At 70.9% G+C, this 15,712-nt stretch carries 3 protein-coding genes (1 of these 3 cut by a window edge); all 3 read left to right on the plus strand.

Features of this window, described 5'->3' with window-relative positions; translation table 11 throughout:
* Positions 1-27 precede the first annotated feature (27 nt).
* Tightly spaced (each overlapping or abutting the next), the 3 genes in view from QJS31_RS04650 to QJS31_RS04660 form a layout consistent with a single transcriptional unit that may run on beyond the window.
* On the plus strand, positions 28-1,707 hold the full coding sequence (locus QJS31_RS04650; protein ID WP_306355999.1) for a fatty acyl-AMP ligase: 1,680 nt from the start codon (positions 28-30) through the stop codon (positions 1,705-1,707).
* Positions 1,704-2,990: a MupA/Atu3671 family FMN-dependent luciferase-like monooxygenase gene (locus QJS31_RS04655; protein WP_306356000.1), complete on the plus strand. Its 1,287-nt coding sequence runs from the start codon at positions 1,704-1,706 to the stop codon at positions 2,988-2,990. The genes QJS31_RS04650 and QJS31_RS04655 overlap by 4 nt, the downstream gene beginning before the upstream one ends.
* Positions 2,991-15,712 carry the 5' portion of a non-ribosomal peptide synthase/polyketide synthase gene (locus tag QJS31_RS04660; RefSeq protein ID WP_306356001.1) on the plus strand. The gene runs 15,865 nt beyond the window's last position, so only the first 12,722 of its 28,587 coding nucleotides appear in the window; it begins with the start codon at positions 2,991-2,993; its stop codon lies off the right edge, out of view.

The raw sequence follows: 15,712 nt of genomic DNA on the forward strand, positions 1-15,712 counted from the left end.
CGAGGATCCGGAAGGAGCCGGGCGTACATGGGGACCCCTCCCACCCTGGTGGATATCGCATCGGCACGAGTAACCGACGACCCGCACCGAATCGCTTTTCGGTTCTCGAGCTACCGGGAGGACACCGAGGAGGTCGATTTCCGGCGGCTGTGGGAACGAGTCGCCGCCGTCGCGCAGCGGCTGATCGACACGACCGCGCCCGGAGACCGGGTGGTGCTGCTCTGTCCGCCCGGACCGCATTTCGTCCACGCGTTCTTCGCCTGCCTGGCGACACGCCGGATCGCGGTCGCCGTACCCCTGCCCACCTCGCCGCACCAGGTGGCCGCGGTGACGGCCATCATTCGCGACAGCGGCGCGGCGGCGGCGATCGCGCCCTTGTCCGCGGTGCCGGTCGATGGGGAAATGCTCGGCCGCGACCTCCGGATCATCGATATCGATTCGATAGACGGTGGCACGGGTCTCGAAATACGGTGCGCTGCGCCCACACCCGATGACATCGCTTTCCTGCAATACACCTCGGGCTCCACCGGATCTCCCAAGGGCGTCACGGTGCTGCACCGCAATCTCGTGCACAACCTCGAACTCATCACCGCGAACTTCGTTCTCACCGAGCGCAATTCGCTGGTGTCGTGGTTGCCGCCCTTTCACGATATGGGCTTGATCCAGGGCGTGCTGCTGCCGGTGTTCGTCGGCATGCGGGCCACCCTCATGTCGCCCATGACATTCCTGCGCAATCCGCTCACCTGGCTGCGGGCGATATCGGAGAGCGAGAACGTCCTCGCCGGTGGCCCGAATCTGACGTACGGCCTGTGCACGAAGCGGATCTCACCGGCCGAGGCGGCACTGCTGGATCTGAGCGGTTGGGAGATGGCCTTCGTCGGCGCGGAGCCGGTGGATCCGAAGACCCTGCGCGCCTTCGCCGACACCTTCGCGGTGAGCGGGTTCCGCGCGGAGAGCTTCGTGCCCACCTACGGCCTGGCCGAATCCACCCTCTACGTGAGCGGCGGCCCGGTGGGCGCGGGTGCGCGCCCCCGCAGGTTCTCCACCGACGAACTCGAACGCGGCGTCGCCATCGAATGGCCCACCGGCCGCGAACTGCTGAGTATGGGGCCGGTGCGACCGGAGCACGTCGCCGTGGTCGATCGGGCGACGGGACGACGCTGCCCGGACAACCGGGTCGGCGAGATCTGGCTGCGCGGCGCGAGTGTCGCCGCCGGGTACTGGAACAAGCCGGAGCAGACCCGCGGCGCCTTCGCGGCGACGATCGCCGGGGAGGACGGGGCCGAGTATCTGCGCACCGGCGACCTCGGCTTCGTGTGCGCGGGCGAACTGTACGTCTCCGGACGCAGCAAGGAACTGATGATCGTCCACGGCCGCAATATCTTCCCGCAGGATGTCGAGCGGACCATCATCTCCAACCACCCCATGCTGCGCCCCGGCGGCTGCGCCGTATTCGCCGCCACCATCGACAACGAGGACCGCGTCATCGCGGTCCAGGAGTTGAACGACACCCTGGAGCCCGGTAGCGCGGCGGCCCTGGAGGGGTCGATTCGCGACATCGTCAGCCGCGTGCACGCCATCCGCCTGCATCAGGTCGTCTTCGTCGAGAAGGGTGGGGTGCCCAAGACGACCAGCGGCAAGATCCAGCGGCAGCGGCTGCGCGAAACCTATTCGGCCGGAACGGCATTGGAGGAGAGTGCGCTATGAGCGGGGTGACGGGCAATGCCACCGTGGTGGACTACTTCGTGGACTGGGTCGCGCGGCGGCTGGAGCGGGACTCGGTCGACCCGCACGCGCCGCTCACCTCCCTCGGCCTCGATTCGGTGCAGGCCGCCGAACTCATGACCATCCTCGAGGACCGGTACGACACCGAGATCACCGCCGAGGAGATCTTCGACGGGCTGAGCCTGGCCGATATCGCGGCCAAGGTGAGCGCGTCCGGCGCGGAGAACGCCAAGCGCACCATGGATTTCAGCCTGCTGTTCTTCGCCAGTGACGCGCAGCGCGCCGCCGGGGAACGCTACCGGCTGCTGCTGGAGAGCGCCCGGTTCGCCGATGCGCACGATTTCAAGGCCATCTGGGTTCCGGAACGCCACTTCCACAGCTTCGGCGGTCTCTATCCGAACCCCGCGGTGCTGGGTGCGGCGCTGGCCACCGCCACCGAGCGGGTGCGCATTCGTGCCGGGAGCGTGGTTCTCCCCCTGCACAATCCGGTGCGCGTGGCCGAGGACTGGGCGGTGGTCGACAATCTGTCCGACGGACGCGTCGACGTGGCGTTCGCCACCGGATGGAACGTGGACGACTTCGTCCTCGCCGACGGCGACTACGCCGACCGGGTCGAGATCACCCGCTCGGGCATGGACACCGTGCAGCGGCTCTGGCGTGGTGAATCCGTCGAACTGCCCAATGGTGTGGGCGAGCAGCGCTCGGTGCGGATCTTCCCGAACCCCGTACAACCCGCACTGCCCACCTGGCTGACGTGCAGCGGCGGGGTCGAACGCTTCGCGATGGCGGGCGCGCTCGGCGCGAATGTGTTGACCGCCTTGCTCTTCCAAGAGGTGGACGAGCTGGCGGAGAAGGTGGCGGCCTATCGCAAGGCGCGGGCGGAGCACGGCCACGGCGTCGACGACGGCACCGTCACCGTCATGCTGCACACCTTCGTCGGCGAGGACGAGGCGCGGGTCCGGCGCACCGTCGAGGGGCCGTTCAAACGCTATCTGGAGGATTCCGTCGACCTGTGGCGGCGGGGGTCGGCCGCGCTGGAAAGCCTGGACGAGCACGCGCGGGCCAAGGTGCTGGACTTCGCCTTCGAACGCTACTACCGCAACAACGGGCTGTTCGGCACCCCGGATTCCGCCAGCTCGATGGTCACCCGGCTGCGGGAGATCGGCGTGGACGAGATCGCGTGCCTGATCGACTTCGGCATTCCCGACGCCGATGTGCTGGAAGGTCTCGCAGCACTGGCTCGACTCGAGAAAAGGGCAGCATAGTTGACCGTTCCGCGATCACTGCCGTTTCCGTTATCGGCTGCCCAGCAAGGGATTTGGTACGCACAGCAGTTATCCGGCTCGACCCCGATCACCAATTCGCTCTGCATCGACCTGCACGGTGACCTCGATCCCGACCTGCTGCTGGCTTCGTTCTGGCGCGTGGCGGGGGAGTTCGAGGCCGCCCGCCTGCGCCTGATCGAAACCGACGGCATCCCGATGCAGGTGGTGGATCGGGAGTTGGACGAACCGGCCCGGTGCCTGGATCTGCGCCGCGCCCCGGACCCGGTCGCCGCCGCCCACGAGTGGATGCGCGCGGAATACAGCGAGCCGGTCGACCTGTACGCCGACCGGCTCATCACCACCGCGGTGCTGCGGGTGCAGCAGCGCCGCTGGTTCTGGTACCTGCGCGCCCACCACATCGCCATGGACGGCGTCGCCGCCATGACCCTGCTGACCCGGGTCGGCGCGGTGTACACCGCCGCGGTCGAGGGCACCGAGCCCGCACCCGCGCGGGTGCACTGTCTGGCCGAGCTGGTCGCAGAGGACGAGAAGTACCGTGCTTCCGAACGTTTCGTCAGCGACCGGGAGTACTGGCGGGAGCGGCTGGCGGGACTGCCCGCGCCGGTGAGCCTCGCCGGTCGCACCGGACAGGCCGACGCCCACCCGGTTTCGGTGAGCGGGCTGCTCCCCGTTGAGACCGCGCACCTGCTCGACACCGTGGTCAAGAAGCACGCGACCACCCCGGCCGCCCTGATCCTCGCGGCGTTCGGCCTGTTCCTGAGCCGCATGACCGACAGCGCGGATGTCGTTCTCGGCCTGCCGGTATCGGCGCGCGTCACCACCTCGGCGCGGCGGTCCGGCGGCATGCTGGCCAATACCCTCCCGTTCCGGATCACCACCGGCCCGTACGACACCGTCGGCGCGCTCATCGAATCGGCGCAGCGGCAGCTCATCGACGCGCTGCGCCACCAGCGCTACCGCCAGGAGGACATGTTCCGGGATATCGGCCGCCTCACGCCGCAATCCCAGGTGTTCGGGCCGTTCGTGGACCTGATGATGTTCGACACCAAGATCGTCCTCGGTTCGATCGTCGGCCACCTCCAGGTACTGACCCCGGGGCTGGTCTCGGATCTGTCGGTCAGCTGCTATTCCGGCGCCGGTGCCGAGGCCACCCGCCTGGACTTCGTCGGGAACCACGACCTGTACACCCCGGCCGAACTCGCGGCGCAGCATCGCCGGTTCCTCGGCTTCTTCCACGGTTTCCTGCACACGATCGTCACCGACCCGGACACACCGGTGCGGGGCGTCGACGTGCTCGACGACGGCGAACGCGATCGGCTGCTGCGGCGGTGGAACGACACCGCGCTACCGGTGGACCCGGACCGCACCCTGGTGGACATGTTCCGGGCGCGGGCGGACGAGGCCCCGGACGCGGTCGCCGTGGTATCCGGCGACCGGGCCTACACCTACGCCGAACTCGGCACCCGCGCCCGACACCTCGCCACGCTGTTGGCCGAGCGTGGCGCGGGACCGGAAACGATTGTGGCCGTGGCGCTTCCGCGCGGCATGGAGCTGATCACGGCGCTGCTGGCGGTACTCGAGGCCGGTGCCGCCTACCTGCCGCTCGACCCGGCGTCACCGCCGGACCGCCTCGCCTACATCCTGGCCGACGCCGCGCCGCGCCTCGTGCTCGCCGACGACAGCACGGCGCATCTGGTCGACCACGAGCGGGTGCCGTGCCTGCGCGTCGACCAGGTGCCGCACGGCGGAGCGGCCCGGGCCCGGTCGCCGCGGGTGCGTCCGGACAATGCGGCGTATTACATCTACACCTCCGGCACGACCGGAAAACCCAAGGGCGTCGCGGTAACCCACGCGAATGCGGTAGCGCTGTTCGCCGGTACGCGGCCATGGGGCGGGTTCGGCCCCGACGATGTGTGGGCCTGGTGCCATTCCCAGGCATTCGACTTCTCGGTATGGGAGATCTGGGGCGCGCTGCTGCACGGCGGACGCGTGGTGGTCGTACCGCGCGAGGTGGCCTACTCGCCCCCGGAACTGTGGGAACTCGTCGTGGCGCAGGGCGTGACCATTCTCAACCAGACTCCCTCGGCGTTCTACGCCCTGATCGAATCCCAGTGCACGCGTGCGGAGGACGCCAGCGCGCTGCGGCTGGTCATCTTCGGCGGGGAGGCCCTGGACCCGGCCCGGCTGCGGCGCTGGCCGCTGCTGGACACCGCCGCCGCTCCCGTACTGGTCAACATGTACGGGATCACCGAGACCACCGTCCATGTGACGAAACAGCCGCTCGAGCCCGCACATTGGCACGGTGCGGCGGGCAGCAGCCCGATCGGCGTGCCGCTGGCGAATCTGCGCGTCTATGTCTTGGACACCTGGCTGCGACCGGTCCCGATCGGGGCCGCCGGTGAGCTGTACGTGGCGGGTGGCCAGGTCGGCCGTGGCTACCATGACCGACCGGGGCTGACCGCCGCGCGCTTCGTGGCCGACCCCTTCGACGCGGCCGGTGGCGGACGCCTCTACCGCAGTGGCGATGTGGTCCGCTGGACCGAGGCCGGGGTGCTGGAGTACCTCGGCCGCGCCGACGAGCAGGTGAAGATCCGCGGCTATCGCATCGAACTGGGCGAGGTCGAGGCCGTGCTCGCCGCCCAGGACGAGGTGGCGCGGGCCGTGGTCACCACCCGCCCCACCGCGTCCTCGGATCAGCTTGTCGCCTATATGGTTCCGGATCCGGGGGTCGCGCCGGTGGCGCTGCGCTGCCTGGAACTGCGGCGCGACGGCGTCATCGCCGCCGACGAACTGCACGAGCTGCCCAACGGCATGCCGGTGGTGGGCCGCAATCGGTCCAATATCCGCTTCCTGTACGAGGAGATCTTCGAACGGGCGGAGTACTGCGCCTGCGGGCTGACCATTCCCGAATCGGGCTGTGTGGTCGACATCGGTTCGCACGTCGGCATGTTCTCCCTCTACGCGCAGAGCAAGTCACCGGAGCTGAGGATCTTCGCGGTCGAGCCGATGCCGGAACTGCGGCGCATGTTCGCGGCCAACGCCGCCCTGCACGGCCTGAACGCGACCCTGGTGCCCTACGCGATCGGCGCGGCGGCCGAGATGGACACCTTCACCTACTACCCGGAGATGTCGGTGCTGTCCGGGCGCGGCAGCGACAGCCACGTGCAGCGCGGCATCCTGGAGTCCTACCTGCACAACGAATATCGCGGTGAGAGCGGCGATCCGGGGGAGCGGTACGTCGATCAGCTGATCGCCGACCGGTTGGAGTTCGAACAGGTCGACGTGCCCATCCGCACCCTGTCGCACATCATCGGCGAGTACGCCATCGACCATATCGATCTGCTGAAGATCGATGTGGAGGGCAGCGAACTGGATGCGCTGCGCGGCATCGCATCCGACGACTGGCCGCGCATCGACCGGATGGTCATCGAGGTGCACGATATCGAGGACCGCCTCGCGGGCATCGAGAAGCTGTTGCGGGAGCACGGATTCCAGGTCGCCTCCCGGGTGTCGCCGAAGGTGGAGGGCACCGACCTGCACATCGTCTACGCGGTGCGACGGGGTCTCGATTCCGGTGTCGACGCCAACCGGGTGAACGTGCTGGAGCAGCGGCCGCGGTGGATGTCGCCGTCGGCGCTCGGCACCCGGATGCGGCAGCGGCTGGGCGAGCGGCTGCCCGGCTACATGGTGCCGGATGTGGTCATGGTCCTGGACGGCCTGCCGCTGACGGTGAACGGCAAGGTCGACAAGGCCGCTCTGCCCGATCCGGTGCTGACCCGCACGGCCTACCGCGCACCCGCCACCGCCATGGAGGAGGTGGTGGCCGGGGTGTTCGGCGAGGTGCTCGGCATCGACCGGGTGGGCGTCGACGACGACTTCTTCGAACTGGGCGGCAACTCGCTGTCCGCGACCCGACTGGCGGCGCGGCTGGCCGACGGCGTGGGCGTCGCGCTGACCGTGCGCCACATCTTCGAGGCGCCGACGGCCGGGGCGCTGGCGGCGCTGCTCGACGAACGCGTCGCGGGCGCGGACGTGGCGCGGGTGGCGGCGGTGCCGCGACTGACCCCACGGCCGCGCTCGGAGCGGGTGCCGCTGTCGTACGCGCAGCAGCGGATGTGGTTCGTGAACCGGTTCGACCCCGACTCGGCGGCGTACAGCATTCCCATGCTGCTGCGGATCGCGGGCCGGGTGGAGGTGGCGGCGCTGACCGCGGCGGTGCGGGATGTGCTCGTTCGGCACGAGGTGCTGCGGACCCGGTATCCCGAGGTGGCCGGCATTCCGCACCAGGTGGTGGTGCCGGTCGAGGAACTGGCCGAGGCCGTGGACTTCGACCTCACGCCCCAGGCGGTGGACGAGGCCGGTGCCCGCGCGGTGATCGCCGGTGTGGTGGCAACGGGTTTCGATGTGGCGCAGCACATTCCGCTGCGGGCACGGTTGCTGTCGGTGCGTCTCGACGAGTTCGTGCTGGTGCTGGTGGTGCACCACATCAATGCCGACGGTTTCTCCATCGCGGTGCTGGCCCGGGATCTGGCCGCGGCGTATGCGGCGAGGTGCCGGGGGCGGCAGCCGGAGTGGGCACCGCTGCCGGTGCAGTACGCCGACTACACGCTGTGGCAACGTGAGCTGCTCGGATCGGTCACCGATCCGGAATCCGTGCTGGCGCGGCAGCGTCGGTACTGGGTAGCGCAGCTGGACGGGTTACCCGAGGTAATGGCGCTGCCCACCGATCGCCCGCGCGCGGCGGTGGCGTCGCATCGCGGCGCGAAGCACGCCTTCGCGGTGGAACCCGAGGTGGTCGCGCAGCTGCGGGAACTGGCGCATACCGGTGGCGTCACGGTATTCATGATCTTCCACGCCGCCCTGGCGGTCGTGCTGTCCCGGCTGTCGGGCAGCCGGGACATCGCCATCGGCTCACCGGTGTCCGGCCGCGGCGTCGCCGAGTTGGACGATCTCGTGGGCATGTTCGTGAATACGATCGTGCTGCGCACCCGGGTGGACGAGGCGGAACCCTTCGCCGATCTGCTGGCGCGGGTGCGCGGGGTGGACCTGGACGCGTTCGCGCACGCGGAAATTCCCTTCGAGCAGGTGGTGGAGGCGGTGGATCCGCCGCGCAGCCGGGCGCATCATCCGCTGTTCCAGGTCATGCTGGCCTTCCACAATCTCGACGAGGTCCGGTTCGACTTCCCCGGCCTGGTGGTGACCGGCTCGGGAGCCGACACCGGGATCGAGCGCTTCGACCTGACCTTCACACTGAGCGACACACCGGACGCCACCGGGGCGATACCGGTCGAACTCGGCTATGCCACCGATCTTTTCGACCCGGCCACGATCGAGGCGCTGGCCCGGCGGCTGTGCTCGGTGCTGCGCACGGTGGCGCACGATCCCGCCGTCGTGGTGCGCGATATCGATGTGCTGTCGCCGTCGGAGCGACACCGGCTGCTCGACGTCTGGGGCCGCAACGACCACGTCGTGGACGGCGTACTGCTGCCCGACCTGCTGGCGGCGGCGGTGGCGAGCAATCCGGATGGCGACGCGGTGGTGGACGGGGACCGGCGGCTCAGCTACCGCGATCTGGATGAACGCTCGAATCGACTGGCGCGCTGGCTGATCGACCGCACGATCGGTCCCGAGGCCGTGGTGGCCGTCGGGCTGCCCCGGTCGCTGGAATGGGTGCTCGCGGTATGCGCGGTCGCCAAGACGGGGGCCGCCTTCTTATCCGTGGATCCGGCGCATCCAATGGAGCGCAATCACTTCGTCTGCGCGGATTCCGCTGTGCGGGTGGGCATCACGGCCCAACGGTATGCGGCGGCACTGCCCGCCGACGGCATGTCCTGGCTGGTGGCCGATGATCCGGCCGCCAGCGCCGATATCGAGGCGTGCGCGGGCACGGTCGTGACCGATGCCGAGCGGATCGCGTCGCCGCACCCGGCGACCACGGCCTATGTCGTCTACACCTCGGGTTCCACGGGCCGTCCGAAGGGCGTGGCGGTCACGCACACCGGCCTGGCCGCGCTGGTGGCCGACCAGCGGCGGCGCGCCGGGGTGGCCGCCGATTCGCGCGTGCTCGCGGTCGCCGCCCGTACCTTCGACGCGGCGATCCTGGAACTGCTGCTGTCACTGTCCGGCGGTGCGGCACTGGTGCTCGCGCCCGAGGACGTGTACGGCGGGCCGCCGCTGGCGGATCTGCTGCGGGCACAGCGCATTACGCACGCCTTCCTCACCCCGTCGGTGGCGATGTCGGTGGACCCCGACGGGCTCGACGCCCTACGGGTCGTCATGACCGGCGGCGACCAGTGTGGACCGCAGCTGGTTTCGCGCTGGTCGGGTACCGATCCGGGGCGGCGGCGCACGGTGCACAACCTCTACGGTCCGGCCGAGGCGAGCATCTGGGTCACGGCGGCGGAACCGGCCGTGGGTCGATCGGTGGGTATCGGCGGCCCGATCGCCGGGATGTCGGTCGCCGTCCTGGACGAGTGGCTGCGCCCGGTCCCGGCCGGGGTGGTGGGCGAACTGTACGTCTCCGGTCCCGGCGTGGCCCGCGGGTATCGGGGGCGGCCGGGCCTGACGGCGACGCGGTTCGTGGCCGATCCGCACGGGCGGCCCGGCGAACGGCGGTACCGCACAGGTGATCTGGTGCGCTGGATCGACGACGCGGCGTCCGGCACCGCCGAACTGGCCTATGTCGGCCGCGCCGACTCGCAGGTGAAGGTACGCGGTCAGCGGTTGGAGCTCGGTGAGGTGGAGGCCGCGCTGAGCGAGGTCGGCGGGGTCGAACAGGCGGTCGCCGCCGCCCGGACCACCGCCGCCGGGACGCGATTGATCGCCTATGTGACGGCGTCCGGGTCCGAACTGGACGCGGTGGCGGTGCGGGAGGCGGTGAGTCGCCGCCTGCCGGGCTACATGGTGCCCGATGCGGTGACCGTTCTCGACGCGCTGCCCCTGAGCAGCAGCGGCAAGGTGGACCGGCGTGCCCTACCCGAGCCGGTGTTCGACGCGCCCACCTTCCGGGCGCCCGCCACACCGGTCGAGGAGACCATCGCCCGGGTTGTCGCCGAGGTGCTGGGCATCGAGCGGGTGGGAGCCGACGACGACTTCTTCGTCCTGGGCGGTGATTCGATCATCTCCATCCAGGTGGTGGCCAAGGCCCGCGAACGCGGGGTGGTGTTCGGCCCGAAGGACGTGTTCGAACAGCGCACGCCCGCCCGACTGGCGGTGATCGCGCGCACCGCCGAGCCGGAGGCCGTCCGCGTCACCGCGGACGATGGTGCGGGCGAGTTCCCGCTGCTGCCGGTGGCTCGGTGGATGGTGGAGTGGGGCGGCGGATTCCGGCGCTTCGAACAGCATGTGCTGCTGCGACTCCCGGCCGATGTCGACGCGGCGGCTCTCGCCCTGGCGGTCGGCGCACTGCTCGATCGTCACGACGCCCTGCGGTCCACCCTGCGGCGCAACGGGTTCGGCGACTGGACGCTGGTCGTGCCCGCACCCGGCAGCGTGCTCGCCGCCGACGTGCTGTCCCGGCGGGCGATCGATCCCGCAACCGACCCGGATACCGAGGCGGGGCGGGCGGCCATCGCGGATATCGCCGCCGCGGCACTGGATTCGGCCCAGGCCGGGCTCGATCCGGCCGCCGGGGCGATGATGCGGTGCGTGTGGCTCGACCCCGGCGATCACACGCCCGGTTGGCTGCTGATGGTGGCGCACCACCTGGTGGTAGACGGCGTGTCCTGGCGGATCGTCATCCCCGATCTGCTGTCCGCGCTCGCGCAGGCGGGATCGGGGACGCCGCCGGTGCTGCCGCCGGTCGGCACGTCCCTGCGCCGCTGGACGCACGGCCTGCACGCGGCGGCGACCGCCCCGCGTCGGCGCGGTGAGCTGGCGCTCTGGCAGCACATGACGTCCGGCCCCGATCCGCTCTGGGGCGGACGCGATCTCGACCCGGCCATCGACACCGCCGCCACGCTCGACGAGGTGCGCGTCGAGTTGCCGCCCGCGGTGACCCGTGCGCTGCTGTCGCGGGTGCCCGCGGTATTCCACGGCGGCGTCGACGACGGACTGCTCGCGGGGCTGGTGGTGGCGGTGCGCCGCTGGCGGTCCCACCGCGGTGTGGACGACCCGTCGGTGCTGATCCGGTTGGAGGGCCACGGGCGTGAGGAACAGGTCGTGCCGGGAGCGGATCTGTCGCGGACCGTGGGCTGGTTCACCTCCATGTACCCGGTGCGCTTCGACCTGTCCGGCATCGACCCCGACACGGTGGCGGCGGGCGGGGCCGAACTCGACGCCGTGGTGCGGACGGTCAAGGAGACACTGCGCTCGATCCCGGACCGGGGCATCGGCTACGGCCTGCTGCGCTATCTCGACGCGGAGAGCGCGAACCATCTGCCGCACCGCATGCCCGGCCGCATCGGCTTCAACTACCTCGGCCGCCTGGCGGGACTCGGCGACGACGGCATCGACGGCGGGCTGGGCGAACTGCCCGGCACCCCGGATCCGGAGATGCCGGTGACCCTGGCCGTGGATATCAGTGCGATCGTCAGCGGCGACCGCCTGCGCGCCAGTTTCCGCTACCCGCGTACGCTGCTGCACCGCGCGGAGGTGCACGAGCTGGCGTCGGCCTGGTCGCAGGCGCTGACCGACCTGGCCGAGCACGCCGAACTGCCCGGCGCGGGCGGGCACAGCCCCTCCGACTTCGCGCTGGTGTCGCTGACCCGATCCGACGTCACCGCACTGGAATCCGCCTACCCGACACTGCGCGACGTGTGGCCGGTGACGCCGCTGCAAGCCGGACTGCTGTTCCACGCCGAACTCGACGCCGACGTCGACCTGTACACCGCCCAGCTGGTGCTGCGGCTGACCGGTGCCCTGGACGCGGATCGCCTGCACGACGCCGCGCACGCGGTCCTGGACGCCCATCCGAGCCTGCGCACCGCGTACACCACCACCGGCAGCGGCGTCAGCGTCGCCGTCGTCCTCGACGATGTCGAACCGCCCTGGCAGGTAGTGGATCTGACCGATCGGCAGGGCGGTGACGGGTCGGCCGGCGCGGCGGACGCCACCGTCGTTCTCGCGGAGCTGGCCGCCGCGGAGCGGGACCGGCGCTTCGCCCCGGCGTCCGCGCCGCTGCTGCGCTTCGTCCTCGCGCGGCTGGCCGCCGACCGCTGGGCGCTGGTGCTGACCAACCACCACGTCATTCTCGACGGCTGGTCGTGGCCGCTGCTCGTCACCGAACTGTTCACCCGCTACGCCGAGCCGGACACCCGCTCCCTCGGCGCGGCCGGATCGTATCGGGACTTCCTGGCCTGGCTGGCCGCCCGGGACGTGGACGCGGCGCGTGCGGCGTGGCGCGAAACCCTGCACGGTGCCGAACCGACCCTGGTCGCGGCGAGCACCGACACCGGGTCCGGTGCGGTGGCCGACTACGCCGTCACCCTCGACGACGCCGACACCCGGGCGCTGCTGGCGACCGCCGCGGCCGCCGGTGTGACGGTCCATACGGTGCTGCAATCGGCCTGGGCGCTGCTGGTCGGGCAGCTGACCGGACGCGACGATGTGGTGTTCGGTTCGACGGTGTCGGGTCGTCCGGGTGAGCTGCCCGGTGCCGAGCGCGCCATCGGCCTGTTCATCAATACGGTGCCGACCCGGGTGCGGCTGCGCCCGGCCGAGACCCTCACCCGGCTGTGGCAGCGGATGCACGACGAGCAGGCGACGCTGCTCGAGCATCAGCATCTCGGACTCACCGATATCCATGAACTCACCGGCTGCGACCGCCTGTTCGACACGGTCATGGTGTTCGAGTCCTATCCCCTCGACGCCGAGCGGATTCGGACGCTCACCGGCCGTGCCGGTATCGGCATCGACGGCGTGGACGCGACCGATGCCACGCACTACCCGCTGACGTGCAGCGTCACCTTGCAGGAGACGCTGCGGCTGCGGTTGCAGTACCGGCCAGAACTGTTCACCGACGCCGCCATCGCCGCCTTCGCTCAGCGCCTACGGCAGGTGCTGGGTGCGATCCCCGCCGACGCGGCCCTGCCGCTGCGGGCCGTGGATCTGCTGCCGCCAGCGCAACGGCGACTGCTGTCGCACCGTGGGCGCGGGGTCGCCGTCGACCCCGGCTCATCCGAGGTGACCCTGCCGCTCCTGCTGGCCGCCGCCGTGATGGGCGATCCCGAGGGCGACGCGGTCGTGGACGGGGACCGGCGGATCACCTACCGGGAGCTGGACGAGCGGTCGAATCGGTTGGCGCACTTCCTGATCGACCGGGGCATCGGTCCGGAGACGGTGGTGGCGATCGGGCTGCCGAGGTCGCTGGACTGGGTGACGGCGGTCTGGGCCATCGCCAAGACCGGCGCGGCCTTCCTCTCGCTCGATCCCGGGCATCCACTGGAACGCAACTCCTTCATGTGCGCCGATTCCGCTGTGCCGGTGGGCATTACCGTCACACGGCAGGTGTCGGCACTGCCGAGCGAGACCATCGGCTGGCTGGTGGTCGACGATCCGGCCGTGGCGGCCGATATCCGGCAGTACCCGCCGACACCGGTCACGGTTCGGCCGCATCCGGACGGCACCGCCTACATCGTCTACACCTCGGGCTCGACCGGCCGCCCCAAGGGCGTCGCCATCACCCACACCGGACTCGCGGCCCTGTGCGCCGAACAGCGCCAGCGATTCGTAGTGACCCCGGACGCACGGGTGCTGAGCGTGGCAGCCCGCACCTTCGACGCCGCCGTCTTCGAACTGCTGCTGGCGCTGTCGGGTTCCGCGACGCTGGTGGTCAGCCCGCCCGACGTCTACGGCGGCCGAGCCCTGGCCGACCTGCTGCGCGCCGAACGGGTCAGCCACGCCGTGCTCACCCCGGCCGTGGCCGCCACCGTCGACCCCGCCGGGCTCGACGACCTGGAGGTGCTCACCCTCGCCGGTGAGGCCTGCCCGCCCGCCCTGGTCGCCCGGTGGTCGCATACCGACCGCGCGAGTCGGCGCCGGGTGCACAACCTGTACGGCCCCGCCGAGGCCACGATCTGGGTGACCGGCAGCGCGGACCTGCGGGCCGGTGCACCGGTACCCATGGGTACGGTCGTCGCCGGAATGACGGTGCGCGTACTGGATTCGTGGCTGCGGCCGGTTCCCACCGGCGTGGTGGGCGAGCTGTACGTCTGCGGCGCGGGACTGGCCCGGGGCTATGCGGGCCGCCCGGGACAGACCGCCGCCCGTTTCGTGGCCGACCCCTGCGGTGAGAACGGGCGTCGCATGTACCGCACCGGCGATCTCGTGCGCTGGACGACAGACGACAACGGCTCGGGCGCCGCGGAACTGGAGTTCGTCGGACGCGGTGACGGACAGGTCAAGGTGCGGGGACAGCGTCTGGAGCCGGGGGAGGTCGAAGCCGCCCTGACCGACCTCGCCGGTATCGACCGGGCCGTCGTGCTGGTGCACACCCCGGCGGACGGCGACGGCGCGCGCCTGGTGGCCTATGTGGTGGCCGATCCGGGCCACCGTCCGGATCCGGCCCGGATCCGGGAAGCCGTGGGCCGACGCCTGCCCGGCTACATGGTGCCGGATGCGGTGCTGGTGCTCGACGAACTGCCGCTGACGGTGAACGGCAAGCTGGACAGGGCGGCGCTGCCCGAACCCGTGTCGGCGCGGGCCGCCTATCGCGCGCCCGCCACGCCGATCGAAGCGCGGGTGGCGGCCATCGTCGCCGAGGTGCTCGGTACCGGCCGCGTCGGAGGAGATGACGACTTCTTCGCGCTGGGCGGCAATTCCCTGTCCGCCACCCGGCTGTCGGCGCGGCTGGCCGACGGGATCGGCGTCACGGTGGGCCTGCGCGATATCTTCGCGCGGCCGGTGGTGGGCGAGTTGGCGGCGACACTCACCGCCCGGGTGGCGGAATCGGCCACCGCCGCAGCGGTTCCGCCACTGCGGCCGCGGACGCGCCCGGAGCGGGTGCCGCTGTCCTTCGCGCAGCAGCGCATGTGGTTCGTGAACCGCTTCGCACCGGACTCCGTCGCCTACAGCATTCCCATGGTGTTGCGGCTGACCGGTCGTGTGGACGTGGCCGCGCTGTCGGCGGCGGTATGGGATGTGCTCGGCCGCCACGAGGTGCTGCGCACGCGCTATCCCGACGCGGACGGCGTTCCCTATCAGTCGGTGGTGCCGGTCGCGGAGCTGGCCGCCGCGGCGGAGGTGGACACCACACCGCGCCCCGTGGCAGCCGCCGCTGTCGCGGCGACCGTCGCCGCCGAGGTGGCGGTGGGATTCGATGTCGCGCAGCGGATTCCGCTGCGGGTGCGGCTGCTGTCGGTGGGGCCCGAGGAGTTCGTGCTGGTGTGGGTGGTGCACCACATCGGCGCGGACGGCTTCTCGATGGGTCCGCTGGCCCGCGATCTGGCCGAGGCATATCGGGCCAGGCGCGCCGGACGGCACCCGGCGTGGGCGCCGCTGCCGGTGCAGTACGCCGACTACACCCTGTGGCAGCGAGAACTCCTCGGCTCGGCGGACGACCCGACCTCGCTGCTGACGCGACAGCTCCGGTACTGGTCCGAGCAGTTGGACGGATTGCCGGACACTCTGGACCTGCCGACCGACCGGCCCCGACCGGCCGTGGCGTCGCATCGGGGAGCCACCCTCCACGTCACGGTCGCACCGAGCGTGGTCGCCGGGCTGCACGACACTGCCCGCGCTCGCGGCGTCACGGTGTTCATGAT

It is taken from the genome of Nocardia sp. CC213A (assembly GCF_030766805.1).
Taxonomy (GTDB): domain Bacteria; phylum Actinomycetota; class Actinomycetes; order Mycobacteriales; family Mycobacteriaceae; genus Nocardia; species Nocardia otitidiscaviarum.